The organism is Pseudomonas monachiensis, assembly GCF_047345015.1.
Classification (GTDB): Bacteria; Pseudomonadota; Gammaproteobacteria; order Pseudomonadales; family Pseudomonadaceae; genus Aquipseudomonas; species Aquipseudomonas monachiensis.
The window spans coordinates 5,626,648-5,652,719 of sequence record NZ_CP178857.1; the positions used below are offsets into that span (position 1 = coordinate 5,626,648).

Sequence of the window (26,072 nt, forward strand, 5' to 3'; positions counted from 1 at the left end):
TTGACGGGATAGTCTCCGGTCGTCGCTGACCATTCAGCGATCGGGCTTGGAAACCCGTCGGATCAAATCGCAGCAGAATCTACCACTACTCCAGTCGTTTTTTACGACTGCGAAACTGTGTTATGGCAGCTGTGCGTGGGACGCTTTCGGGCGTGCCGGTTTCCTTGATCCCCGGTTTTCCAACCTGCGTACAGCTGCCACCCATTCGCTTGGAAACGAACGTGGCGGCTTCTTGGATTAAGGAGTTACATCATGAGCAAAACCATCTCGCACGATCCTTCAGAACTGAAAACCATCGGCTTCACCCCCTTCCTATATCTCTCGGATCAACCACTGTTCCACGTCTGCCGTGACGTCCCCATCGCCGACGCTCTGGCCCAAGCCTCCGACCTGCTGTTCCTCGCCAAGTCCCTCACCGTGGACGCCGCCTACGCCCAAGACTCCGACCGCCACGCCTGGGCCGCGCATTACCTGACGACGATGAGCAAAGCGGTGATTGATAATGTAGTGAAGGTGTTGACGCGCAAACCTGCTCAAACGAGAGCACAAGCAGATCAATAAAACACACAGAGCCTCAAAGTTCCCAAATAGGGACCGAGCGTTCCCTTTTTGGGGCTGATTAGAGCCAAATGCTTCGGCTATTCAGTTCAAACACATCATGAAGGCATGGCCTGCACGGCCAGCCGCCGCTCCAGCTCCTGCCCCGTCAGCATGCCCTCATACGTATCCGCCGGCCGTCCCCACTGCTCCACGATGACCATGCCGTCCACCAGCGCCACAGCCAATTCGGCAATCGTCTCGGCCTGATCTTCTATGATTTTTTGCGTCCGCAGCCACAGCCGACCTGTCATCTCTTTAAGCTCCGCCGTTATCCGCTCACCCGACGCAGGATCAGTGTCCGGGTAGACGATATTTCGCAGCAGATGCTGAAGCTCCCTGATTTTTGCGTAATCCTGTTCCGCCCCCTGCTTGCCTTTGAGGATGGCGGTGGCCTTGGGCTTATCGACGCGTTTGGCGGCTGAAGGTTTTGAAGGCAGGGTCTGCGCCATTGAGCCAGCCAGGAGCACCATCATCCGGGCTTCCAGATGTTCCTTCATGGCTTCCATCGACGAAATCGGGCGCACCAAGGTAATGGAGGCCCCTCCCTGGTGCCGCAAATCCTTGCTCACTGTCAGGGTCACGCCGCCCGTTTCAAACCCCAGGGCGCGGGCCACCACGTAGTGGCCCATTTCGTGATGGGCGATCTGCAATGCACGGTCCCGTACAGCAGCAGGTAGCTTCATTGTCATATCCTTCGCCTCGCACCCTCGACTGTCTCAATCCTAGCCGATTTCCACACGCGCTCTTTCGCCCAAGAAAAAGCCGCGCAATGGCGCGGCTTTTCTGACTCAAGCTTCAGCCCTTACTTGGGCAAAGCGTAGGCAATCACATAATCCCCACGATCCGTCGACTGACGCGCACCGCCTACCGTGAGCAGGATGTACTGCCTGCCGGTTTTCGGTGAAACGTAAGTCATCGGCCCGGACTGGCTGCCCACCGGCAAGCGCGATTTCCAGATTTCGTTGCCGTTGCCGGTATCGAAGGCGCGCAGGTAGAAGTCCTGGGTGCCGGCGAAGAACAGCAGGCCCGACTGGGTGGCGAGCGATGCGCCGAGGGTCGGCATGCCGATCGGAATCGGCAGGTGCATGCGGATGCCCAGCGGGCCGGTGTCCTGCACGGTGCCGACCGGGACTTGCCACATCAGTTTGTGGGTCTTGAGGTCGATGGCGGACATGGTGCCGAATGGTGGTTTCTGGCACGGAATGCCGACCGCCGAGAGGAAGCGTTCGCGCATGGCGCCGAACGGCGTGCCTTCCTGCGGTACCACGCCCATTTCGATGCCGCTGGCCCCGGCTTTGATCTTGTCGCGCGGGATCATGTAGTTGGCCAGGCCCAGGCGCATGTCGTTGACGAACATGTAGTTGGTGTTCGGATCAACCGAGACGCTGCCCCAGTTCATGCCGCCCAGCGAGCCCGGGAACTGCAGGGCGCGGTCCATGCCCGGCGGGGTGTAGACGCCTTCGTGGCGCATGCCTTTGAACTGGATGCGGCACATCAACTGATCAAACGGCGTGGCGCCCCACATGTCGGATTCGGTCAGGGTCTTGTTGCCGATTGACGGCATGTCCACCGAAAACGGCTGGGTTGGCGAGTAACGTTCGCCGGGAACCTTGCCTTGCGGCACCGGACGCTCTTCGACTCGGGCGATAGGCACGCCGGTTTCGCGGTTGAGCAGGAAGATCTCGCCCTGCTTGGTGACTTGCGCCAGGGCTGGCTGGGTGCCGCCCTTGTCGTCCGGCACGTCGTACAGCAGCGGCTGTGCCGGCAGGTCGAAGTCCCACAGGTCGTGGTGAGTGGTCTGGAAGTGCCAGCGTACCTGGCCGGTTTTCACATCGATGGCGACGATGGACGAGTTCCACTTGTCGTCGAGCTCGGTGCGTTGACCGCCGAAGAAGTCCGGGGTGGCGTTGCCGGTTGGCAAGTAAACCAGACCGAGCTTGGCGTCGTAGGACATGGCCGACCACACATTCGGCGTACCACGGGTATAGGTCTCACCGGTCGGTGGGCGTTTGGTGGTGTTCGGGTTGCCCGGATCCCACGCCCACATCAGCTCACCGCTGCGCACGTCGTAGGCACGCACCACGCCCGGCGGTTCGCCAGTGGAATAGTTATCGGCCACGCGGCCGCCGACGATCACCACGTCTCCTGCGACCAATGGGGTCGAGGTTTGCTGGTAGTAACCGGGCTTCACTTCGCCCATGTCAGTGGTCAGATCGACAGTGCCGTGGTTACCGAACTCTTCGCAGGGCTTGCCGGTGTCGGCATTGATAGCGATCAGGCGCGCATCGCCGGTCGGCAGAAACAGACGTTTCGTACAGGCGGTTGGCTGATTGTCCGAAGACGCCGGAGTTTCGGAATAGCCCAGGCCACGGCAACGCTGCCAGTTGGGCGCGGTGCCTTGGGGGTCGAACTTCCAGCGCTGGGCGCCGGTGTCGGCATCCAGGGCGAAGACTTTGCCGTAGGCGGTGCAGGTGTAGACCGTGTCACCGATTTGCAGCGGAGTGTTCTGGTCTTCGGCGCCGGCACCGGTGCTTTGCGGGATGTCACCGGTGCGGAAGGTCCAGGCGACCTGCAATTTGTCGATGTTGCCTTTGGTGATCTGGTCCAGCGCGGCAAAGCGGTTGCCGGCGGTGGTGTTGCCCCAGTGGGCCCAGTCTTTCTGCTCGGTGCCCGGAGTGACCGGCGTTACCGCAGGTACGGTGGTGTTTTTGACCACATGGGTCGGCACGAACATGTAGGCCATCGTGGCAACGACGCCCACGCCCAGAATGCCAGCCAGACCGTAGGCGCCACGCCCAGCGGTCGCGCCCGAAGCACGGACCAGGGTCGGATAGATCAACGCCACCACCAGACCGATCACGGCGAAGGTCAGTACCCGCGAGACCAGCGGCCAGTACTCGAGGCCCGCATCCCAAACGGCCCAGATCGCAGTGAGGAGCAATGCCACAGCATACAGCCAGGCGCCGAGCGGCTTGCGCCGGGCAATCATCAACCCGGACGCCAGCATTGCCAGCCCCATCAGCAGGAAATACCAGCTGCCACCCAGCGCGATCAGATAGCCACCGCCACCGGCCAGGCCGAGCCCGATCAGTGCAATCAGCACACCCAGCCCCGCCAGCAACCATTTGCTGCCGGCGGCAGCCCCAGAATTATTCATGTCGGAAATTTTCCCCATTTGTGACAAGGGCGGAATAATGTACTACCTAGTTACTTATGGCAATTTGTCGCAGGCAAAAATGTCATGAACGGTATTGAGGCTAGATCAAATCGCCGTCGCGAGCGTCCTGCAGGAACTGCCTGTAACATGCTTGCGCACTGATCCATGCCCCTGGAGATAACCCCTTGCCTGACACTCGCACGCCCGTTCTCGATGAAATCGACCGCCAATTGATTGCCGCCCTGCAGATCAACGCCCGCGAGAGCGTGGCCATGCTCGCCCGACAACTGGGCATCGCCCGTACCACCGTCACTTCGCGCCTGGCGCGGCTGGAAAAGGCCAAGGTGATCACCGGTTACGGCGTGCGCCTCGGCCAGCGCGTGGTGGATGGCGGGTTGCAGGCGTATGTGGGGATCACTGTGCAACCGCGTTCCGGCAAGGAAGTGTTGCGACGCCTGAGCGCAATGGCGCAGGTGCAACAGCTGTGCGCGGTGAGTGGCGAATTTGATTATGTGGCGTGGTTGCGCACCGATTCGCCGGAGCAACTCGATCAGTTGCTGGATCAGATTGGCAGTGTGGATGGGGTGGAGAAGACCACGACGTCGATCATCTTGAGTAGCAAGATTGATCGGGGGCAGCCGGTTTGAGTTTTCAGGCCTGGGTTCATCAGTGACTGAACTGGCGCTATCGCGAGCAAGCTCGCTCCCACAGTGGTCAGTGTGCATTGATAGCTCGTCATATTGATCAAACAAACATCAAAATGACGACACTTTGCGTCTTAATAACGTGTTCTGCGCTCTCTAGAATGGCTGACATCTTTTCCTATACTCAGATGCGCATCCCGCGTCGGGTCGCCAGCAAGGTCAGCCATGAACAAGAACAATCGCCATCCTGCAGACGGTAAGAAACCAGTCACCATTTTCGGCCCGGATTTTCCTTTCGCCTTCGACGACTGGATTGAGCATCCGGCCGGGCTGGGCAGTATTCCCGAGCATAATCACGGTGCCGAAGTGGCGATTGTCGGCGGCGGGATTGCCGGCCTGGTGGCGGCGTATGAGCTGATGAAGCTGGGCCTGAAACCGGTCGTCTACGAAGCTTCGAAAATGGGCGGCCGTCTGCGTTCCCAGGCGTTCAATGGCGCCGAAGGCATCATTGCCGAGCTGGGCGGGATGCGCTTCCCGGTGTCGTCCACCGCGTTCTATCACTACGTCGACAAACTGGGTCTGGAAACCAAACCTTTCCCTAACCCGCTGACACCCGCGTCGGGCAGCACGGTGATCGACCTCGAAGGCCAGACCCATTACGCACAGAAGCTGTCGGACCTTCCTGCACTGTTCCAGGAAGTGGCTGACGCCTGGGCCGATGCCCTGGAAGCCGGCTCGCAGTTCTCCGATATCCAGCAAGCCATCCGCGACCGTGATGTGCCACGTCTGAAAGAGTTGTGGAACACCCTGGTTCCGTTGTGGGACGACCGCACCTTCTACGATTTCGTCGCCACCTCCAAGGCGTTCGCCAAGCTCTCGTTCCATCACCGCGAAGTGTTCGGCCAGGTCGGTTTCGGTACCGGTGGCTGGGATTCGGACTTCCCCAACTCGATGCTGGAAATCTTCCGCGTGGTGATGACCAACTGCGACGATCACCAGCACCTGGTGGTTGGCGGTGTGGAACAGGTACCCCAGGGCATCTGGCGTCATGTACCGGAGCGTTGCGCGCATTGGCCAGCGGGCACCAGCCTCAGCTCGCTGCACAACGGCGCACCGCGCACCGGCGTGAAGAAAATTGCCCACGCGCCGGGCGGCCGTTTCGCCGTCACCGACAACTGGGGCGACACCCGCGAATACGCGGCCGTGCTGACCACCTGCCAGAGCTGGCTGCTGACCACCCAGATCGAATGCGACGAAACCCTGTTCTCGCAAAAAATGTGGATGGCTTTGGACCGTACCCGCTACATGCAGTCGTCTAAAACTTTCGTGATGGTCGACCGCCCGTTCTGGAAGGACAAGGATCCGGAAACCGGCCGCGACCTGATGAGCATGACCCTCACCGACCGCCTGACCCGTGGCACCTACCTGTTCGACAACGGCGACGACAAGCCGGGGGTGATCTGCCTGTCGTACTCGTGGATGAGCGATGCGCTGAAAATGCTCCCGCAGCCGGTGGAAAAACGCGTGAAGCTGGCCTTGGATGCGTTGAAGAAGATCTACCCGAAGGTCGATATCGCCGCACGGATCATCGGCGATCCGATCACCGTTTCGTGGGAAGCCGACCCGCATTTCCTCGGCGCGTTCAAAGGCGCCCTGCCCGGCCACTACCGCTACAACCAGCGCATGTACGCGCACTTCATGCAGGACGACATGCCAGCCGAGCAGCGCGGGATTTTCATCGCCGGCGACGACGTTTCGTGGACGCCTGCCTGGGTTGAGGGCGCGGTACAGACCTCGCTCAACGCGGTATGGGGCATCATGAAGCACTTCGGCGGTGCAACTCACGCCGAGAATCCGGGTCCAGGAGATGTATTCAACGAGATCGGACCGATCGCCCTGCCCGAGTAAGAGGAATCCGAAATGCGCGTAGCCCTTTACCAATGTCCGCCGCTGCCTCTGGACGTCGCTGGCAACCTGCAACGCCTGCATCAGTTGGCGCTGGAAGCCAAAGGCGCCGACCTGCTGGTGCTGCCGGAGATGTTCCTGACCGGCTACAACATCGGCGTCGATGCCGTCAGCGTGCTGGCGGAGGTGCATAACGGTGAGTCGGCACAGCAGATTGCGCGCATTGCCAAGACTGCCGGGATCGCCATTTTGTATGGCTATCCCGAGCGCACCGAGGACGGGCAGATCTACAACGCCGTGCAGTTGATCGACGCTAACGGCGAGCGCATCTGCAATTACCGCAAGACCCATCTGTTCGGCGATCTGGATCACTCGATGTTCAGTGCAGGTTCCGATGAGTTTCCCGTCGTTGAACTCAACGGCTGGAAACTCGGCTTCCTGATCTGCTACGACCTGGAGTTTCCGGAAAACGCCCGACGCCTGGCCCTGGCCGGTGCCGAACTGATCCTGGTGCCGACCGCGAACATGATTCCGTTCGATTTCGTCGCCGATGTCACCGTGCGTTCCCGCGCCTTCGAAAACCAATGTTATGTGGCTTACGCCAACTACTGCGGCCATGAAGGCGATATCCACTATTGCGGTCAAAGCAGCATCGCTGCGCCGGATGGCAGCCGCATCGCTCAGGCAGGCCTTGATGAAGCATTGATCGTCGGCGAGCTGGATCGACAGTTGATGGTCGACTCCCGCGCCGCCAATCGCTACCTGATCGATCGTCGCCCCGAGCTTTACGGCGAGCTGAACAAGTCCTAATCCGCTAGCATTGGCACTTCACTGTTCTGGAAGTGCCCATGCCCGCGTTGAATCCCCTTCGCCCCCACACTGAAACCCTGGCCAACGGCCTGCGGGTGACGCTGCGTCATGCCCCGAATTTGAAGCGTTGCGCAGCAGCGTTACGGGTCGCCGCGGGTAGCCATGATGTGCCGCTGGCGTGGCCTGGCCTGGCGCATTTTCTTGAGCATTTGCTGTTTCTGGGGACTGAGCGTTTTCCTGCCGGGCAAGGGTTGATGGCCTACGTCCAGAGTCATGGCGGCCAGGTAAACGCGCGGACCAGCGAACGCACCACAGACTACTTTTTCGAACTGCCGCCCCAGGCGTTTGCCCGTGGGCTGGAGCGTTTGTCAGACATGCTCGCCCATCCGCGTATGAATCCGGACGACCAGCAGCGGGAACGGGAAGTGTTGCAGGCGGAGTTTGTCGCCTGGTCGCAGGATGCCGAGGCGCAGCAGCAGTTTGCGCTGTTCAATGGACTGGCCGAGGCTCATCCGCTGAGGGGTTTTCATGCTGGCAATCGCGACAGTCTGCCACTGCAACAACCGGAGTTTCAGCAGGCGCTGCAGGGTTTTTATCAGCGCTATTACCAGACCGGGCAAATGACCCTGAGCCTGGCCGGACCGCAGGGCCTCGATGAATTGAAAGCGATGGCAGAAGCCTTTGGCAGCGTCATTGCCAAAGGCGAAACAGTCACGCAGCAAGCGCCGATACCGCTGATGGATGCGCCAGATAAAAGTTATCAACAGGCTGACGAACGACGTCTGGACCTGCTGTTTGCCCTCGAAACACTGCCTGACAACTCTGCCGAAGCGTTGGCGTTCCTGTGCCATTGGCTGAACCAGGTAAAACCCGGCGGCTTGTTGGCGGACCTGCGCGAGCGCGGGCTGGCCGATCACCTGAAAGCCCAGCCGCTGTACCAGTTCGCCGGGCAAGCCTTGCTGCATATCGAATTCACCCTGCCTGCCACAGTCTCGGCAACAGGCATCCGCGGACGCCTGCTGGACTGGCTCGGTTTCTTTGCCGAGCAAGACTGGAACCGATTGCGCGAAGAGTACGCCACCCTGCTCCAGCGCCAGCAGCAAATCAGCAGTGCCTTGCAACTGGCCCGCCTGGACAGCGAACAACGCGAAGTCGGGTTATCCGAACCGGGTGTAACAGCCCTCAAGCAAATCCTTCAACAAATCGGCGCTGTGGATAACTTCAACGGCCCATGGCAATTGCCAGAACCTAATCCGTTCCTGTGCGCCGAAGCACCAACACCTAACGCCGGATTGATTCGCGGCCAGACCAGCGCCCACCGTGGCCTGCGCACGTTTGCCCAGGATCGCTCGCGCAGCCGTCGTGAACGCTCGCCGATGCAGTTCAGTCAGGCATGGCCGGACAACGGTGCTGAAGGTGCGATTTATCTGCGCTGGCGTCTGGACCCGGCCCCCGGCAGCCAGCTTCAATCACGGCTGGAAAACCACCTGCAACCGTTGCGCGAAGACGCGCGCCAGGCTGGTGTGGATATTTCCTTCAGTGCGTCGGGCAACGAATGGCTGCTCAAACTGAACGGGCTACAGGAGCCGATGCCCAGCGTCCTGGAGCATGTGCTCAAAGAACTGACAAAACCCGATGCCGCTGTCTCACAAGCCGAATCGACCAGCGTTGCGTTGATTCCGATTCGACAACTGCTCAAGGCATTGCCCGATCACTGCCTCGGGCACACCGCGAACTCGGACGACGTGCAGCCACTCTGGTCGAGTGCGCGCTGGGATGGGCTGGCCATCGGGTTATCGGCTCAGGCTCAGGCAGCCATGGGACTGGCCTTGAGCCGCATACCCGGCACGCCGGACAATCAACTGACGCCGCGCTCTTCTATCCTTGCACAGCACCTGTGGAGCAATGTCGATACCGCCTCCAGCGAGCACGCGTTGCTGCTGTTCTGTCCGACAGCCACCCAGGAATTGGCCGACGAAATTGCATGGCGTTTGCTCGCGCATGTCTGTCAGACGCCGTTCTACCAACGCCTGCGGGTGGAACTGCAACTCGGCTATGCGGTGTTCAGCGCCCTGCGGCAGATTCACGGACAAACCGGGTTGCTGTTCGGCGTGCAATCGCCAAGCGTTGCGCCGGTGGAGCTGCTGCAACACACCGAGCAATTCCTGAATCGATTGCCGGAACTGATCCACACACTCGACGACACTAGCTTCAACGCTCAACGCCAGGCCCTGGCGGATCAGTTTTCCAGCGCTGCGCTCACTACGGCGCAAGCGGCCGAATTGCTTTGGCAGGGCAAGCTGGCCGGCCGTTCGTCGGATTATCTGACGCAATTGCCCGAGGCCATAGTGCGCATTGACCGGACCGCTCTACTGGCTTCGGCCCAACGCCTGAATCAGGCCGAAGGCGGCTGGCTGTGCCTTGCCAACAGCGCTTCGCCAGGCGCGCCATGGCAAGCGGCAAAATGATCATTACCGGGGCTGCAAGGAGCTTTCTCAAAGTTTCACGGGCAATTTCTTTGAAATTTTGAGTAACATAGCAACCTAACTATCTGGAACATCTCTGACTTGAGGTGGACTATACCTATAGATAGCGCTGTCCCACCCTACCTGAGGAGTTCAATTTATGGCCTGGACCAAACCTGCCTACACCGACCTGCGTATTGGCTTTGAAGTCACCATGTACTTCGCAAGCCGCTAATCTCAGCTTTGACAGAGATGCAGCACAACGCCTCGGTTATCCGAGGCGTTTTATTTTCAGCGTTGAAATGATGGAGCGTCCATGTTTGTCCAGATTCTAGGTTCCGCTGCTGGCGGCGGCTTCCCCCAGTGGAACTGCAACTGCGTGAACTGCGCGGGATTTCGCAACGGCAGCCTGCGGGCCAAGGCGCGGACGCAATCGTCCATCGCGATTTCCGACGACGGCGTGAACTGGGTGCTTTGCAACACTTCCCCGGATATCCGCGCCCAACTCCAGAGCTTCGCCCCGATGCAGCCGGGCCGCGCCCTGCGCGATACCGGGATCGGCGCGATCATCCTGATGGACAGCCAGATCGACCACACCACCGGCCTGCTCATGCTGCGCGAAGGCTGCCCGCATCAGGTCTGGTGCACCGACATGGTCCACGAAGACCTGAGCACCGGTTTCCCGCTGTTCACCATGCTCAACCACTGGAATGGCGGGCTGACCTGGAACCGGATCGAACTCGATCAAAGCTTCAGCGTACCGGCCTGCCCGAATTTGCGCTTCACCCCGCTGCCTTTGCGCAGTGCCGCGCCGCCCTACTCGCCACATCGCTTCGACCCGCATCCGGGCGACAACATCGGCCTGATCATCGAAGACCTCAACACCGGCGGCAAACTGTTCTACGCACCGGGCCTGGGCAAGGTGGATGCAGAGCTTCTGGAAATCATGGCTGGCAGCGATTGCCTGCTGGTCGACGGCACGCTGTGGGATGACGATGAAATGCAGCGTCGCGGCGTCGGCACCCGCACCGGTCGCGAGATGGGCCATCTGGCGCAGAACGGCCCCGGTGGCATGCTTGAAGTGCTTGAGCAACTGCCCAACCAGCGCAAAGTACTTATCCACATCAACAATACCAACCCGATTCTTGATGAGGATTCGTCGGAACGGGCGGAGCTGGATCGGCGCCAGGTTGAAGTGGCGTATGACGGCATGAGTATTGTGTTGTAGCGGAGGGCCCCTTCGCGGGCAAGCCCGCTCCCACATTGGATCTGTGGCGTACACAACCCCTGTGGGAGCGGGCTTCTCGGATCGCCGCACCGCCGCGAAAGCGTCCGACCAGACACCCAAGATTTCAACGGTTGTACACCGGAGAACCGCAATGACCGACACCCCAATGTCCCCCGCCGAATTCGAAGCGGCCCTGCGCGCCAAGGGCGCCTATTACCACATCCATCACCCCTATCACGTGGCGATGTATGAAGGCCGGGCCACCCGCGAACAGATCCAGGGCTGGGTCGCCAACCGTTTCTACTATCAGGTGAACATCCCCCTGAAGGACGCGGCGATCCTCGCCAACTGCCCTGACCGCGAGATCCGCCGCGAATGGATTCAGCGCCTGCTCGACCACGACGGTGCGCCCGGTGAAGACGGCGGCATCGAAGCCTGGCTGCGCCTGGGCCAGGCCGTGGGCCTCGACCCGGACCAACTGCGCTCCCAGGAACTGGTGTTGCCCGGCGTGCGCTTCGCCGTGGACGCCTATGTCAATTTCGCCCGCCGCGCCAGTTGGCAGGAAGCCGCAAGCAGCTCGCTGACCGAACTGTTCGCCCCGCAGATCCACCAGTCGCGCCTGGACAGCTGGCCCCAGCATTACCCGTGGATCGACCCGGCCGGCTACGAGTATTTCCGCACGCGCCTGGGCCAGGCACGGCGTGATGTCGAGCATGGTCTGGCGATCACGCTGCAGCACTACACCACCCGTGAAGGCCAGGAGCGCATGCTGGAAATTCTCCAGTTCAAACTGGACATTCTTTGGAGCATGCTCGATGCCATGAGCATGGCCTACGAACTGAAACGCCCGCCGTACCACAGCGTGACCGGGGAACGGGTCTGGCACAAAGGAATCACCTTATGAGTTTCGATCGCAGCAAGACCCCGACCTGGCGCCCTGGCTATCGCTTCCAGTACGAACCGGCGCAAAAAGGCCATGTGCTGCTGTACCCGGAAGGCATGATCAAGCTCAACGAAAGTGCCGCGCTGATCGGCGGTTTGATTGACGGTGAACGGGATGTCGCGGCCATCATCAATGAGCTCGATCAGCAGTTCCCTGGCGTGCCCGAGCTCGGTGACGACATCGAGCAATTCATGGAGGTTGCCCGTGCGCAGCACTGGATCGAACTTGCCTGATTCATCGGTGCAAGTACCGCCCAAACCTGAAATCGGCCTGCCGCTGTGGCTGCTGGCCGAGCTGACCTATCGCTGCCCGCTGCAATGCCCGTATTGCTCCAACCCGCTGGATTTCGCCGAGCAAGGCAAAGAGCTGAGCACCGAGCAGTGGCTCAAGGTGTTTCGCGAAGCGCGGGAAATGGGCGCGGCGCAACTGGGCTTTTCCGGTGGCGAGCCGCTGGTGCGTCAGGACCTCGCCGAGTTGATTGCCGAGGCCCGAAAGCTGGGTTTCTACACCAACCTGATCACCTCCGGCATCGGCCTCACCGAGCAGAAAATCAGCGACTTCAAGAAGGCCGGGCTCGATCACATCCAGATCAGTTTCCAGGCCAGCGACGAGCAGGTGAACAATCTGCTGGCCGGTTCGAAAAAGGCCTTCGCGCAGAAACTGGAAATGGCCCGGGCGGTGAAAGCCCACGGCTATCCGATGGTGCTGAACTTCGTCACCCATCGGCACAACATCGACCAGATCGACCGCATCATCGAGCTGTGCATCGCCCTGGAGGCGGACTTCGTCGAGCTCGCCACATGCCAGTTCTACGGCTGGGCGCAACTCAATCGCGTTGGGCTTTTGCCGACCAAAGAACAACTGGTGCGCGCCGAACGCATTACCAACGAATACCGCGCCAAACTGGAAGCCGAAGGGCATCCGTGCAAGCTGATTTTCGTCACGCCGGACTATTACGAAGAACGCCCGAAAGCCTGCATGAATGGCTGGGGCAGTATTTTTCTGACGGTCACGCCAGACGGAACCGCCCTGCCCTGTCACGGTGCCCGACAGATGCCGGTGCAATTTCCCAACGTGCGCGACCACAGCATGCAGCACATCTGGTATGACTCGTTCGGCTTCAACCGCTTTCGCGGTTACGACTGGATGCCCGAGCCGTGCCGCTCTTGTGACGAGAAAGAAAAAGACTTCGGCGGCTGCCGCTGCCAGGCGTTCATGCTCACGGGGGACGCCAGCAACGCCGACCCGGTGTGCAGCAAGTCGCCACAACACGGCGTGATCCTCAAGGCCCGCGAAGAAGCCGAGAGCGCCACTCAGACCATCGACCAACTGGCCTTTCGCAATGAACGAAACTCACGCCTCATCGCCAAAAGCTGAACCTTTCAGCGCTGCCAAAGCCGTGGCCGCCGGTATCGACTTTGCCGAACTGCAGGTCGGGCGGCAGGGCCTGTTCTGGAACGAGTACCGCCCCGAAGACGCGGCGTGCCGGATCTGGCACTGGCGCGATGGTGCAGCGAAATGCCTGACGCCACCGGGGTTCAGCGCGCGCAGTCGGGTGTACGAATATGGCGGCGGCGCGTTTTGTCTGACGGACGACGGTATCGTTTTCGTCAACGAGGCCGACCAGCAGTTGTATCGGCAATCACTGCAAGACGAAGCGCCCGAAAGGCTGACCTCCGGTGCGTGCCGATATGGCGATCTGCAGTTCGCCAACGGACAAGTGCTGGCGGTCGAGGAGCATCGCGATCAACACCGGCTGGTGGCAATCGATCTGTTGGATGGCGCACGTCACCTGCTGGCCGAAGGTGCTGATTTCTACTCGGCGCCGACGCTGAGCCCTGATGCCCGGCGCCTGGCCTGGATCGAGTGGAGTCGTCCGGATCAGCCATGGACAGCGACACGTTTGATGGTTGCTGAAGGCCTCGCCAACGGTGGCTTTGCCGAGGCTCGTTGTGTGGCCGGCGACGGCGTTCAAGAGTCTGTGCAACAACCGCGGTTCGATGCCGACGGTCGCTTGTATTGCCTGACGGATCGCGCAGGTTACTGGCAGCCATGGAAAGAAACTGAAAAAGGCTTGAGCCCATTGCCAAGTGCGGCCGCCGACCACGGCCCCGCGCCTTGGCAACTCGGCGGCAGCACCTGGTTGCCGCTGGGCGACGACAGTTATCTGGCCAGTTGGACCGAGGGTGGCTTTGGCCGACTGGGCATAGGCGGCGATTCCAGCGCCGATTTCACCGGCGACTACAGCCGCTTTCGCCATCTCGCCGTGGATGAGCAGTTCATCTATTGCATCGCGGCGTCGCCCGTCAGCTCAACTGCCGTCATCGCCATTGACCGCCAGAGCCGGCAAGTGCAAGTACTGGCCGGCGGCATCGCACCGCTTGCTCCCGAACAGATCAGCCGCCCGCAAACCTTGCGCTACCCAAGTGGCTCAGGCGAAGCCCACGGCTTCTTCTACCCGGCGATGACCGGCGCGGCGAAACCGCCATTGGTGGTGTTCGTCCATGGCGGCCCGACCTCGGCGTGCTACCCGATGCTCGATCCGCGTATCCAGTACTGGGCACAGCGGGGCTTCGCCGTCGCCGACCTCAACTACCGCGGCAGCAGCGGCTATGGCCGGGCCTATCGCCAGGCACTGCACCTGAGTTGGGGCGACGTGGATGTGCAAGACGCTTGCGCCGTGGTGAGTTACCTCAACGACCGTGGCTTGATCGACGGCGAGAAGGCATTCATTCGCGGCGGCAGCGCTGGCGGCTATACCAGCCTGTGCGCCCTGGCTTTTCACAACGTGTTCCGCGCTGGCGCCAGCCTGTATGGGGTCAGCGACCCGGTGGCGCTGGGGCGCGCGACCCACAAATTCGAAAGCGACTATCTGGACTGGCTGATCGGCGATCCGCAACTGGATGCCGAACGCTACGCCGCCCGCACGCCGCTGCTGCATGCCGGCAACATCCGCGTGCCGATGATCTTCTTTCAAGGAGAACTGGATGCCGTGGTCGTCCCGCAACAAACCCGCGACATGGTCACGGCGCTGCAAGACAACGGTATCCTGGTCGAAGCGCATTACTACGCCGATGAACGCCATGGCTTTCGCAAGGCCGGTAACCAGGCCCATGCGCTGGAGCAGGAGTGGTTGTTTTATCGGCGGGTGATGGACTCAGTGAACTGAAGCCTGCGCTCATTGCCGAAACGGTGGCGCCTCAATCGCGAGCCCTGCTCGCGAAGGCGGTCTACCTGCCGACGTTCTACTCAGCGCTTGGCGATGATGTACACCGCATGCACGATCCCCGGAATGTAACCGCACAACGTCAGCAGAATATTCAGCCAGAACGCCCCGCCGAATCCTACTTGCAGAAACACACCCAGTGGCGGCAACAGGATGGCGATGATGATGCGAATGAAGTCCATGGGGCAGCTCCTGATTGGGGTGGACTCGTTCGAGCCCTACAGCTAATCGACCTGTACCGTTTGTCAGGGTTCAGCCCGATTTCTCAGGCGAGTATCTCCAGACCGTGTTTGCGCACGATACTCAGCAACTTCAGCGCCATGCCACTGGGGTGCTTATCCCCTGCTTCCCATTGCTTGACCGTGGAAGCACTGGTGTTCAGGTAGCGCGCAAACACAGGTTGACTGACATTGTTGCGCTCGCGCAATGCCTTGATCTCCTGCGCGGGAATCGCATCCGGCACCCTTGCAAGGCAGGATTCATCGAATTCACGCATGGTCGCTTTGCTGATTGCACCTATGGCATACAAGGCACTGGCCGATTCGTGGATCGATTCCGATAGCTCACTTTTGAATTTTTTACTCATTTGGTATCTCCACAAACTCCTTTGCATCCAGCAAACGCTGAATTTGCATTTCGGTCAGTCCACCATATGTCTTGGCCAACTCTCGCAAGTCGAGCAGATGCCTGGGACTGATATTGCTCTGATCTTTTTTTGCGTACAGGAACTGATAGACCCAATGAGCACCGCCCTTGGCCAGGATAATCGAGCGATGGCGGTTGGCATTCAAACGCTTCTTCCAGACCCCGCCACCCAAATTGTCAGCCTGACCATTGAGCATTTCGGTGAATGCCTCCCGGAGTTCGTCATCACCGATCCAGGCCTTGGCGGCCTGCATTGCGAAGCGCTTTGTCTTGAACAACCTTGGTGACATCGGCATCCCTTCCATAAAACATACCACCCAGTGGTATAGAAATCAAAACCAACGCGAAGGTAATACAGTTTCGCTGGCACCGGCACTCCCTGCCGATGCACGCTAGAAAGCCATTGATGTGCTAACCGCTCAAGCCGAAATTGCCTTTGGAAAAGGCCGGCCACAAAAAAACGCCCCACGCCAAAAGTGTCGGGCGTAGGGCGTGCGTATTACCGCGAGACGGTTCTGGAATGTGTGCAGGGCGCGCCGGATCAGACGGCAATCCCTTTGCGGCACTGCAATTGCGCGGTGCGTACTCGGGAGAAGGCACGCGCCAGGCGCAGGAGCATTTCATCGATGTTGGCGTTGCTGACATTGAGCGCAGGGGTAAAGCGCAGGCAGTCGGGTTGTGGTGCATTGAGCAACAAGCCTTCATACAGCGCGGCCTTGACCACCGCGTCGGCGGAATCGTCCGACAGCGTCAGCCCCCAAAGCAGCCCTTGTCCGCGCAACTCGCCGTGACCGTAACGATGGGCCAGACGCTCCAACCCTTCACGCAGGTGTTGACCGGCTTCTGCAATGTGTTTGAGGAAAACCTTGTCCTGCACGGTATCGAGCACCGCAAGTCCCGCCGCCGTCATCAACGCATTACCGTGATGAGTGCCTGTCACCTCGCCAATGTCGAAGCAGCAAGCCTTGCCCCTCGCCAGCAATGCGGCCAATGGCACCCCGCCGCCCAAGCCTTTGCCAAGCACGACGATATCCGCCGTGACGCCACAGGACTGTTCCGCGAGCAAGGTGCCACAACGGCCGATGCCGGTTTGCACTTCGTCAAGGATCAGCAAAATGCCGAGTTCACGGCACAAGCGTTCGACGCCCTTGAGGTAGTGCGCGGTGGCCGGGATCACGCCGGCTTCGCTCTGGATCGGCTCGAGCATGATCGCTACGGTCCGTTCATCCACGGCCGCATGCAACGCTGGCAGATCATTGAACGGGACACGACTGAAGCCTGGCAATTGCGGCTCGAAACGGTTGGCCAATGTCGAACTGTCCGACGCCGAAATCGTCCCCAGGCTGCGGCCATGGCAACCGTTGTTGGCCACGATGATGCGCGACGCACCACCGCGATGCTGTTGACCCCATTTGCGCGCCAGTTTGATCGCCGCCTCACAGGCTTCGCTGCCGGTATTGAGCAGGTAGGCCTGATCACTGCCGGTGCTGGCACACAGATGTTCGGCGAGGCTGAGCATGCCGCGATTGTGCAGGCCGAAACCCGGATTGATCAGCAACTGAGCCTGGGATGTGATTGCATTGACCAGTACCGAAGGGCTGTGACCAAGGCTGTTGGCCCCGCCGCCCTGGGAAAAATCCAGGTACGCACGGTCATCGCTGTCCCACAACCATGAACCCTGGCCACGCACAAATATCTGTTTCGGCCGCTCGACACTGGGCATCAAGTACTCGCTGGAAAGGTTATCGCCTTGGGATGGCAGGAAGGCGTCCATGACCAGATCATCAAGACTGGGTGGACTGCGGCGCAGACTGAACAGATTCATCTGACAAAACCTCTGATGAGGTTTTTTGCCTTACCTATGTAAATACCATCGAAGCAAAGGGTATTCATCGCACTCTGTGGCCCTGTAAGCCCTGTGAATGCGGTTAGACTAGGCTCAGGCGAGGCGTTCAGCCATTTCGATTTCCCAGCATTTTCGATAAGCATTACTTATGGATTTCAAGCAACTGCGTTATTTCGTCGCGGTTTACGAAGAAGGCCACGTGGGCCGGGCCGCCGAGCGTCTGTCCATCTCCCAGCCGGCGCTGTCCCAGCAAATCCGCCACCTCGAGCAAAACCTCGAGGTGAGCCTGTTCGAGCGCAGCAGCAAACGCCTGTTGCCGACCCTCGCGGCGCACACGCTGTACAACCACGCACTGCCTTTGCTCGATGGTCTGCAACGGGCACGGGAAGCGCTCGGCAACTTTAAGGGGCAGGCCCTGCGCACCCTGGCCATCGGTGTGTTGCAGACCGTGCACACCAGCCTCGTTCCGCAGATGCTCGAACGGGTGCGCAAGGCGCAGCCGCATCTGGTGGTGCAGATCTATGAACTGACCGGCCTGGAAATCGAGCGGCGACTGCTCAACGGTTCTCTGGATATCGGCATCGGCTACCTGCCGCCCCGCCAGCCTGGCTTGCATGGCGTGATGCTGTACGAAGATGAACTGACCCTGGTCATCCCGGCAGAGCATCCGCTGCGTGAATTCAAGAAAGTGTCCATGAGTCAGGCGGCCGAACTGCCGATGTTGCTGCTGGGCGAAGAATTTCAGATCAGGCAGATCTGGCAGGCACAGCTGACAAGCCTTGGTCGTCGCCCACAGGTGCAAGCCGAGCTGAACAACATGGCCGGCATCCTCGACAGCCTGCCCCACACGCGCCTGGCGACGGTATTGCCCGGTCGCTCGCAAAAGACCCATGGCAACCACGAACTGTTGTGGAAGCCCCTGAGCGAACCCCGGGTGCCGCTGAAGGTCGGTCTGGTGTGTCGGGATGTGCAACGGCAGCAGGCCTCGCTGGCATTGCTGCGGACATTGCTGGAAGAGGTGATAAACGGCCCGGACGGGCGCTTGAACAGCGCGCAGGCTCTGGATGGGACAAGCTGAAAACTTTTCTTCAGGCAAAAGAAAACCCCGCCGAAGCGGGGCTTTGCAGACTGTTTCCCTGACATCCATTTCACTCCGCCGTCCTGGCAGAATCCTACGTGTCCCTGTTGTTGCTTTGCGCTTCCTGCGCTACGTCCATGAGAAGTAGATTAGCTGTGGATCCAATTTGCATCTATGGGAGAACAGCAGCACGTTATGTAAGAGAATGCTTACATAACGTTACTTCATCAGAATTGTCCTGCATCCAGCAGAAACAACGATTCGCTACCGGCCTTCACCGACGCGCTCAACGAGTGAATGCGCGGCAGCAGGCGGGCGAAATAGAAGCGAGCCGTACCCAATTTGCTGGCGTAGAAATCGTCTTGCGCTTCCTTGCCGAAAGCCGCCTTGGCCATCAGGGCCCACATGTAGGCGTATGCCACGTAACCGAACACCTGCAGATACTCGACCGACGCCGCGCCGATTTCGTTCGGATTGCTCTTCGCACGGTCAAGCAACCACGCGGTCAGTTCATCGAGGGTGGTTACGGCGTCGTTCAGTGGCTTGGTGAACTCGGCGAGGTCCGCGCTGGCGGTTGCCGTGAAGTGGCGAATCTCGTCGGCGAACAGATTGTAGAACGCCCCGCCGCTGCCCACGATCTTGCGTCCGACCAGGTCCAGCGCCTGAATGCCATTGGTGCCTTCGTAGATCTGGGTGATGCGCACGTCACGCACCAGCTGCTCCTGGCCCCACTCACGGATGTAACCGTGGCCGCCGAAGATCTGCTGGCCGTGTACGGTGGTTTCCAGGCCGAGGTCGGTCAGGAACGCCTTGGCCACCGGGGTCAGCAATGCCACCAGGTCTTCCGCACGCTTGCGGGTGGTTGCGTCTTCGCTGAACTTGGCGGTGTCCAGTTGCATCGCCACGTAGGTGGAGAACGCACGGCCACCTTCGTTCGAGGCTTTCATGGTCAGCAGCATGCGACGCACGTCCGGGTGGACGATGATCGGGTCAGCCACTTTGTCCTTGTTCTGCGCTCCCGTTGGCGAACGGCTTTGCAGACGGTCGCGGGCGTATTCCACGGCGTTCTGGTACGAGCGCTCGCCAGTGGCCAGGCCCTGGATACCGACGCCCAGACGCTCGTAGTTCATCATGGTGAACATCGCCGCCAAGCCCTTGTTCGGCTCGCCGACCAGGTAACCCACGGCTTCGTCGAAGTTCATCACGCAGGTCGCGGACGCCTGGATGCCCATCTTGTGTTCGATCGAACCACAATTCGCCGGGTTGCGCGCGCCCAGGCTGCCATCGGCATTGACCATGAACTTCGGCACCAGGAACAGCGAAATACCTTTCGGCCCCGCCGGTGCGTCCGGCAGTTTGGCCAGTACCAGGTGAATGATGTTCTCGGTCAGGTCGTGTTCGCCGCCGGTGATGAAGATTTTGGTGCCGCTGACTTTGTAGGAACCGTCAGCCTGAGGCTCGGCCTTGGTACGGATGATCCCCAGGTCAGTACCGGCGTGCGGCTCGGTCAGGCACATGGAACCGGCCCATACACCGGCGTACATGTTTGGCAGGTACGCCGCTTTCAGCCCTTCGCTGGCGTGGGCGTTGATCGACAGGCAAGCACCGGCGGTCAGCATCGGGTACAGGCCGAACGACAGGCTCGCGGAGTTGACCATTTCTTCGACCTGCGCCGAAACCGCCTTGGGCATGCCCATGCCACCGTAGGTCGGATCGCCACCGACACCGACCCAACCGCCTTCAGCGTAGGTCTGATAAGCCTGTGGGAAACCTGCCGGAGTGGTGACGGCACCGTCGGCCCAATGGCAACCTTCTTCGTCAGCGGCACGGCTCAGCGGTGCGATGCTTTTGCTGGTGACTTTGCCGGCTTCTTCCAGAATGGCTTCGACCGTTTCTGCATCCACGGTTTCAGCCAGTGCAGGCAGTTCGGCCCAGAGTTTGGCGACCTCGAAAACTTCATTGAGGACGAAGCGCATATCGCGCAGGGGCGCTTTGTAGTCAGCCATGGCAAACCTCGCAAGATCTATACAGATGATTCACAGGAAGAGTGTTTTCGTTGGGCCGAGTGTAACCCAACAACTTTTGCGACACATAGGGTCAACTCATGACTGTTTTGTTATTTTTAGTCATCAACAAAAAGCCCGCGCAAGGCGAGCTTCTTTGTAACGGACTTTTATGACTAAAGCGCAAACAACTCCGCCGGCAGCTGCATCAGGCAATCGCTACCCGCCTCTATGGCTGCCCGATGAGCGGCAGTGCGTGGCAGCAGACGCTTGAAGTAAAACTCGTTGGTCGCCAGTTTGCCCCGGCAGAAGTCGCCATCGCCGCTGCCGGCATCGAGTTGCGCCTGAGCCACCAGCGCCATGCGCAACCACAGGTAGCCAAGGATGATGTAACCGCTGTACATCAGATAATCCACCGACGCGGCACCGACTTCGTCCGGGTTTTTCATCGCCGCCATTCCGACCTTGGTGGTCAACTCACCCCACTGCTGGTTCAGTTGATTGAGCTGCGCCACATACCCGGCCAGTTGTGGATGCTCGGCGTTCGCCGCGCAGAACTTATGGACGATTTTGGTGAAGCCGCGCAGCAGCTTGCCCTGGCTGCCGAGTACCTTGCGCCCGAGCAAGTCCAGCGCCTGAATGCCGTTGGTGCCTTCATAGATCGGTGCGATCCGGCAGTCACGGACCAGTTGCTCCATGCCCCATTCGCGAATGAACCCGTGGCCGCCAAACACCTGCATGCCATGGTTGGTCACTTCCAGCCCGGTGTCGGTCATGAAGGCTTTGCAGATCGGCGTGAGGAACGCCAACAGGTCTTCGGCGTCCTGGCGCGCCGTTTCATCCGGGCACAGGTGTGCAACGTCGAGCAACTGCGCGGTGAAATAGGTCAGCGCGCGGTTGCCTTCGTTGAAGGCTTTCATGGTCAGCAACATCCGCCGCACATCAGGGTGCACGATGATCGGGTCGGCGGCTTTTTCCGGCGCTTTCGGGCCGGTCAGCGAGCGCATCTGCAAACGCTCGTTGGCGTACTTTATCGCGCCCTGGAAGCTCGCCTCCCCCAGACAAAGCCCTTGCATGCCAGTGCCCAGCCGCGCGTGGTTCATCATGGTAAACATGCAGTTGAGTCCCTTGTTCGGCTCGCCGATCAGGAAGCCCTTGGCCTCGTCGAAGTTCAGCACGCAGGTGGCCGAGGCCTTGATGCCCATTTTGTGTTCGATCGAGCCGCAGGACACGCCGTTGCGCTCGCCCGCTTCGCCCGTCGCATCGGGCAGGAACTTGGGCACGATGAACAGCGAAATGCCCTTGGTCCCGGCCGGTGCGTCCGGCAATTTGGCCAGCACCAGGTGAATGATGTTGGCGCTCATGTCGTGCTCGCCGGCGGAGATGAAGATCTTGCTGCCGGAGATCGCGTAGCTGCCATCGGCCGCAGGTACGGCGCGGGTCTTGATGATGCCCAGGTCAGTGCCGCAATGGGCTTCGGTCAGGCACATGGTGCCGGTCCATTGGCCAGCGGTAAGCTTCTTCAAATAGGTCTGCTTCTGCGCCTCGGTACCATGGGCGTGGATCGCCGACATCGCACCGTGGGTCAGGCCGGGGTACATGCCCCATGAGGTGTTGCTGGAACCCACCATCTCGCTGATCACCAGGCCCAGGGAGATCGGCAACCCTTGACCGCCGTAAACCGGATCCGCCGCCAGGCCATGCCAGCCGCCCTCGACATATTGGGCGAATGCCTGCTTGAAGCCCGCGGGGGTGGTGACCACGCCATTGTCGAAATGGCAGCCTTCTTCATCACCACTGCGGTTGAGCGGCGACAGCACGTTTTCGCAGAACTTCGCCCCTTCTTCGAGGATCGCATTGACCATGTCCGAGCTGGCATCGGTGGCCCCCAGCGCGGCGTAATTGCGGTGAAAGTCGAAGACGTGGTCGATCAGAAAGCGCATGTCGCGCAAGGGAGCTTTGTACTCGGGCATGGTCATTCTCCGTCGGCAGATTTCTCCAACCTACTGCTGCCGACCACGCCTCACAATCATTTTGCGCTCGCTGAATGCGCCATCATCACTCAACCGTAGCGGTGTCCATGCGCACGGCGCCACGGCGGTTCTGCCCGAACGCCATCACGCAGTTGCGCCCGGCGCCCTTGGCGCTGTAGAGCGCCTGGTCAGCGGACTTGAGTACCTCTTCGGGGGTGCGTTGGTCGATCCGCTCCGCAACACCGATACTGACCGTCACCGACACACTCGACGCACCGGAACCGGCACGCCGCTGACGCCCCTGACTATCGTCCTGCGGGCGATTTTCCTGATTGCGCAGCTGAATGTTGTAAGTGGCGATGGACTCGCGGATGACCTCCAGGTGCGGCAGGCACTCTTCGAGGGTCTTGCCTGCAAACACCAGGGCAAATTCCTCGCCGCCATAGCGATACGCCTTACCGCCACCGCCGATTTTCGACAGCTTGCTGGCCACCAGCCGCAGCACCTGGTCACCGACGTCGTGGCCGTGGGTGTCGTTGAATTTCTTGAAGTGGTCGACGTCGCTCATGGCCAACACGTAGTTGCGCCCCAACCGTTGCAGGCGTTCATTCAGCGCACGACGGCCCGGCAGTCCGGTCAGTTCGTCGCGGAAGGCCATTTGATAGGCTTCGTGGGCAACGGCGGCGGCGATCATCAGCATCACCTGGCTACACATGATGTTCAGCGTGAACGGCAGGATGAAGGTTTTCGGCAACATCCAGAACAACCCGAGCAGCCCCACCCATTGCGCGGCATGCAGCGGTCGCGGGTTGCGCCAGTATTGCCAGGCCAGCAGCAGGAACGCAGCGATGAACACCGGATAGGACAACTGGATCAGGCTCATCCAGGCGCCATGCAAGGCAGGCCAGCGTATCTCCGAGAGCCAGATCAGTAGCGCGTGTGGATAACTTTGCTCAAGCCCCAGCGCTACGCTGCCGACCGCGAGCAAGACCGCGAAGCGCGCCACCATGTCCTGGAACAGATGGGTGCGTTCCTGCCACGCCGCGAACACGCCAAACAACAGCGGCAGCAGCAGGCAACACAAATGAAAGACCACGGCGGCATCGTCACGCACCTTGCCGTTGTCGCGGTAATAGTCGGTCTGGGTGTCGAGCAGGAAGTAGGCGATGTACACCGTGACCATCAGAAACAGTTCACGCTGGCGTCGGTACACCGCGCAATAGGCGCCCCCGAGCAACAACACCAGGGTGGGCAACACGTTGAACAGCGACGTGAAGAAGACGTTCAGATCCTTGATGTAAGCAGCCGCAAGCCCCGCCAGTAACAGCACTAATGACGGCAGGAAATGACTGAAACGTACAGCAGATGAGCGCGGCAAGGGTAAAGCTCCGACCCGTCAAATCAATAGATGGCAATGTGCCCACTACTGTAACGGCAGGAAGCCCGAGTTGCTGAGTGAATTACTGAGGTATTTTTCAAAGGCCGTTCCAACCATTCATTTCACCGGCAACCTTTAAAGCAAAAAAAGCCGCTGCTCCCGAAGGAGCAGCGGCTTTTTCAAGTACTTCGTTAAGGCTTAGTAGCCCAGGTCGAAGTTCTCTTCTTTCATGTCCATCAGGTTGTTGGCGCCCGACAGCATGGTTACGACGTGAGTGCGGGTACGCGGCAGGATGCGCTGGAAGTAGAAACGCGCAGTCTGCAGCTTGGCGGTGTAGAACGCCTCTTCGGAAGTGCCGGCAGCCAGTTTCTCGGCAGCCAGACGCGCCATGTCAGCCCAGAAGTAGGCCAGGCAGGCGTAACCGGAGTACATCAGGTAATCCACGGAGGCCGCGCCGACTTCTTCGCGGTCTTTCATGGCGGCCATACCGACCTTCATGGTCAGCTCGCCCCACTCCTTGTTCAGTGCGGCCAGCGGAGCGACGAACTCCTGGACCGCTTCGTTGCCTTCGTTGGTCTGGCAGAACTTGTGGACGATCTTGGTGAAACCTTTGAGGGCCTCGCCTTGGGTCATCAGCACTTTACGGCCCAGCAGGTCGAGTGCCTGGATACCGGTGGTGCCTTCGTACAGCATCGAGATGCGGCTGTCGCGGACGTTCTGCTCCATGCCCCACTCGGCGATGAAGCCGTGGCCACCGTAGATCTGCACGCCGTGGTTGGCCGATTCGAAACCGACTTCGGTCATGAAGGCTTTGGCGATTGGCGTCATGAACGCCAACAGTGCGTCGGCTTTCTTCTTCTCTTCTTCGTCCACACCGTACTTGACGATGTCGACCTGCTTGGCGGTGAAGTAAACCATTGCACGGTTGCCTTCGGCGAATGCCTTCATGGTCAACAGCATGCGGCGTACGTCAGGGTGCACGATGATCGGGTCAGCGGCTTTGTCCGGCGCTTTCGGGCCAGTCAGCGAGCGCATCTGCAGACGGTCGCGAGCGTATTTCAGGCCGCCCTGGAAACCGACTTCAGCGTGGGCCAGGCCTTGCAGCGCAGTACCCAGGCGTGCGGTGTTCATAAAGGTGAACATGCAGTTCAGGCCTTTGTTCGCCGGGCCGATCAGGAAACCGGTAGCGCCGTCGAAGTTCATCACGCAGGTAGCGTTGCCGTGGATGCCCATCTTGTGTTCCAGGGAACCGCAGGACACAGCGTTACGCGCGCCAACCGAACCATCGGCGTTCGGCATGAACTTCGGCACGATGAACAGGGAGATGCCTTTGGTGCCAGCCGGTGCATCCGGCAGGCGGGCCAGAACGATGTGGACGATGTTGTCGGCCATGTCGTGTTCACCGGCCGAGATGAAGATCTTGGTGCCGGAAACCTTGTAGGAACCGTCGGCCTGAGGCTCGGCCTTGGTGCGCAGCATGCCCAGGTCGGTGCCGCAGTGCGGCTCGGTCAGGCACATGGTGCCGGTCCACTCGCCGGAAACCAGCTTGGTCAGGTAAGCCTCTTGCTGTTCAGGGGTGCCGTGCTCGGAGATGGTGTTCATCGCACCGTGCGACAGGCCTGGGTACATGCCCCACGACCAGTTGGACTCGCCAACCATTTCGCTGATGGCCAGACCCAGGGACTCCGGCAGACCTTGGCCACCGTGCTCTACGTCGTGAGCCAGGCTCGGCCAGCCACCTTCGACGAATTGCTTGTAGGCTTCCTTGAAGCCAGTCGGGGTCTTAACGCCGGACTCGCTCCAGGTGCAGCCTTCGAGGTCGCCCACGCGGTTCAGCGGAGCCAGTACCTGCTCACAAAACTTGGCGCCTTCCTCAAGAATGGCGTCAACCATGTCCGGAGTTGCGTCGGCACAAGCCGGAAGGCTCTGATAGTGCGCTTCGTAGCCGAGCAACTCGTCACGAACGAAGCGAATATCACGCAAGGGGGCCTTGTAGTCAGGCATAGCGATAAACCTCTGCTGATGTAACCGGGAATGAACGACCGCATTGATTTGTTGTTGCGATCAAACAGTTGTTTGAAACATACGTTTACGCCCAAATCTTGTCAAGCGTCGATCTTTTGCCGTTCGTCATCGCAGGATTGGACACACAGGCACGCGACAACGCAGCC

The 26,072-nt window shown here is 60.1% G+C and carries 22 protein-coding genes; 12 read left to right on the forward strand and 10 right to left on the reverse strand.

Annotation, left to right across the window (positions count from 1 at the left end):
* The first annotated feature begins 252 nt into the window (after positions 1-252).
* Positions 253-561, forward strand: a complete 309-nt coding sequence (locus ACMDB8_RS25365; protein WP_409078127.1) for a DUF3077 domain-containing protein — start codon at positions 253-255, stop codon at positions 559-561.
* A gap of 95 nt (positions 562-656) precedes the next feature.
* On the opposite strand, the gene ACMDB8_RS25370 is transcribed toward ACMDB8_RS25365, so the two are convergent.
* Positions 657-1,289 (reverse strand): peptidase M41, encoded by a 633-nt coding sequence (locus tag ACMDB8_RS25370; RefSeq protein ID WP_409078128.1) that lies wholly within the window; start codon positions 1,287-1,289, stop codon positions 657-659.
* Positions 1,290-1,402: 113 nt separating this feature from the next.
* On the reverse strand, positions 1,403-3,757 hold the full coding sequence (locus ACMDB8_RS25375; RefSeq protein ID WP_409078129.1) for a glucose/quinate/shikimate family membrane-bound PQQ-dependent dehydrogenase: 2,355 nt from the start codon (positions 3,755-3,757) through the stop codon (positions 1,403-1,405).
* A 185-nt stretch (positions 3,758-3,942) separates the two neighbouring features.
* Between ACMDB8_RS25375 and ACMDB8_RS25380 the strand changes: the two genes are divergently transcribed.
* The 10 genes from ACMDB8_RS25380 (at position 3,943) to ACMDB8_RS25425 (ending at position 14,921) form a co-directional block, all read left to right on the forward strand.
* A complete protein-coding gene (locus ACMDB8_RS25380) occupies positions 3,943-4,404 on the forward strand; it encodes an Lrp/AsnC family transcriptional regulator (RefSeq protein ID WP_046039454.1) in 462 nt (153 codons plus the stop codon).
* 222 nt (positions 4,405-4,626) lie between these two features.
* A complete protein-coding gene (locus ACMDB8_RS25385; protein ID WP_056726626.1) occupies positions 4,627-6,309 on the forward strand; it encodes a flavin monoamine oxidase family protein in 1,683 nt (560 codons plus the stop codon).
* Positions 6,310-6,321: 12 nt separating this feature from the next.
* Positions 6,322-7,116, forward strand: coding sequence for a carbon-nitrogen hydrolase family protein (locus tag ACMDB8_RS25390; protein WP_056726625.1), 795 nt, complete (start codon positions 6,322-6,324; stop codon positions 7,114-7,116).
* Between the two features lie 38 nt (positions 7,117-7,154).
* Positions 7,155-9,584 (forward strand): pyrroloquinoline quinone biosynthesis protein PqqF, encoded by a 2,430-nt coding sequence (gene pqqF, locus ACMDB8_RS25395; protein WP_409078130.1) that lies wholly within the window; start codon positions 7,155-7,157, stop codon positions 9,582-9,584.
* Between the two features lie 157 nt (positions 9,585-9,741).
* Complete coding sequence (gene pqqA, locus ACMDB8_RS25400; RefSeq protein WP_003444522.1) at positions 9,742-9,816, forward strand: pyrroloquinoline quinone precursor peptide PqqA; 75 nt, start codon at positions 9,742-9,744, stop codon at positions 9,814-9,816.
* An 81-nt stretch (positions 9,817-9,897) separates the two neighbouring features.
* Positions 9,898-10,809 carry a pyrroloquinoline quinone biosynthesis protein PqqB gene (pqqB, locus tag ACMDB8_RS25405; protein ID WP_056726623.1) on the forward strand — a complete coding sequence of 304 codons (912 nt, stop codon included), beginning with the start codon at positions 9,898-9,900 and terminating at the stop codon, positions 10,807-10,809.
* Positions 10,810-10,960: 151 nt separating this feature from the next.
* Entirely contained in the window at positions 10,961-11,713 is a 753-nt protein-coding gene (gene pqqC, locus ACMDB8_RS25410; protein ID WP_007993179.1) for a pyrroloquinoline-quinone synthase PqqC, read from the forward strand.
* The gene (gene pqqD / locus ACMDB8_RS25415) at positions 11,710-11,985 is read left to right on the forward strand and encodes a pyrroloquinoline quinone biosynthesis peptide chaperone PqqD (RefSeq protein ID WP_015097086.1); all 276 of its coding nucleotides are present in this window, start codon (positions 11,710-11,712) and stop codon (positions 11,983-11,985) included. Before pqqC ends, pqqD begins: the two co-directional genes overlap by 4 nt.
* 7 nt (positions 11,986-11,992) lie before the next feature.
* On the forward strand, positions 11,993-13,129 hold the full coding sequence (gene pqqE / locus ACMDB8_RS25420) for a pyrroloquinoline quinone biosynthesis protein PqqE (protein WP_409078225.1): 1,137 nt from the start codon (positions 11,993-11,995) through the stop codon (positions 13,127-13,129).
* Positions 13,095-14,921, forward strand: coding sequence for a S9 family peptidase (locus ACMDB8_RS25425; RefSeq protein ID WP_056726621.1), 1,827 nt, complete (start codon positions 13,095-13,097; stop codon positions 14,919-14,921). The genes pqqE and ACMDB8_RS25425 overlap by 35 nt, the downstream gene beginning before the upstream one ends.
* Positions 14,922-15,001: 80 nt before the next feature.
* Here ACMDB8_RS25425 and ACMDB8_RS25430 read toward each other — a convergent pair whose 3' ends face one another.
* The 4 genes from ACMDB8_RS25430 to ACMDB8_RS25445 all read right to left on the reverse strand — a co-directional run bounded on the left by ACMDB8_RS25430 (position 15,002) and on the right by ACMDB8_RS25445 (position 17,448).
* Entirely contained in the window at positions 15,002-15,160 is a 159-nt protein-coding gene (locus tag ACMDB8_RS25430) for a YqaE/Pmp3 family membrane protein (protein WP_003228885.1), read from the reverse strand.
* Between the two features lie 83 nt (positions 15,161-15,243).
* Positions 15,244-15,564 carry a helix-turn-helix domain-containing protein gene (locus ACMDB8_RS25435; protein ID WP_046039442.1) on the reverse strand — a complete coding sequence of 107 codons (321 nt, stop codon included), beginning with the start codon at positions 15,562-15,564 and terminating at the stop codon, positions 15,244-15,246.
* Positions 15,557-15,913 carry a type II toxin-antitoxin system RelE/ParE family toxin gene (locus ACMDB8_RS25440; RefSeq protein ID WP_056726620.1) on the reverse strand — a complete coding sequence of 119 codons (357 nt, stop codon included), beginning with the start codon at positions 15,911-15,913 and terminating at the stop codon, positions 15,557-15,559. The genes ACMDB8_RS25435 and ACMDB8_RS25440 overlap by 8 nt, the downstream gene beginning before the upstream one ends.
* A gap of 251 nt (positions 15,914-16,164) precedes the next feature.
* Positions 16,165-17,448: an aspartate aminotransferase family protein gene (locus tag ACMDB8_RS25445; RefSeq protein WP_056726619.1), complete on the reverse strand. Its 1,284-nt coding sequence runs from the start codon at positions 17,446-17,448 to the stop codon at positions 16,165-16,167.
* 169 nt (positions 17,449-17,617) lie between these two features.
* Between ACMDB8_RS25445 and ACMDB8_RS25450 the strand changes: the two genes are divergently transcribed.
* Positions 17,618-18,547, forward strand: a complete 930-nt coding sequence (locus ACMDB8_RS25450; protein ID WP_056726618.1) for a LysR family transcriptional regulator — start codon at positions 17,618-17,620, stop codon at positions 18,545-18,547.
* A gap of 227 nt (positions 18,548-18,774) precedes the next feature.
* Here ACMDB8_RS25450 and ACMDB8_RS25455 read toward each other — a convergent pair whose 3' ends face one another.
* The 4 genes from ACMDB8_RS25455 to ACMDB8_RS25470 form a co-directional block, all read right to left on the reverse strand.
* The gene (locus ACMDB8_RS25455) at positions 18,775-20,553 is read right to left on the reverse strand and encodes an acyl-CoA dehydrogenase C-terminal domain-containing protein (protein WP_409078131.1); all 1,779 of its coding nucleotides are present in this window, start codon (positions 20,551-20,553) and stop codon (positions 18,775-18,777) included.
* 173 nt (positions 20,554-20,726) lie between these two features.
* Positions 20,727-22,523, reverse strand: coding sequence for an acyl-CoA dehydrogenase C-terminal domain-containing protein (locus tag ACMDB8_RS25460; RefSeq protein ID WP_409078132.1), 1,797 nt, complete (start codon positions 22,521-22,523; stop codon positions 20,727-20,729).
* Between the two features lie 85 nt (positions 22,524-22,608).
* The gene (locus ACMDB8_RS25465) at positions 22,609-23,901 is read right to left on the reverse strand and encodes a GGDEF domain-containing protein (RefSeq protein ID WP_056726615.1); all 1,293 of its coding nucleotides are present in this window, start codon (positions 23,899-23,901) and stop codon (positions 22,609-22,611) included.
* A 198-nt stretch (positions 23,902-24,099) separates the two neighbouring features.
* Positions 24,100-25,905, reverse strand: coding sequence for a phenylacyl-CoA dehydrogenase (locus ACMDB8_RS25470; RefSeq protein ID WP_095944826.1), 1,806 nt, complete (start codon positions 25,903-25,905; stop codon positions 24,100-24,102).
* Positions 25,906-26,072: the final 167 nt, after the last annotated feature.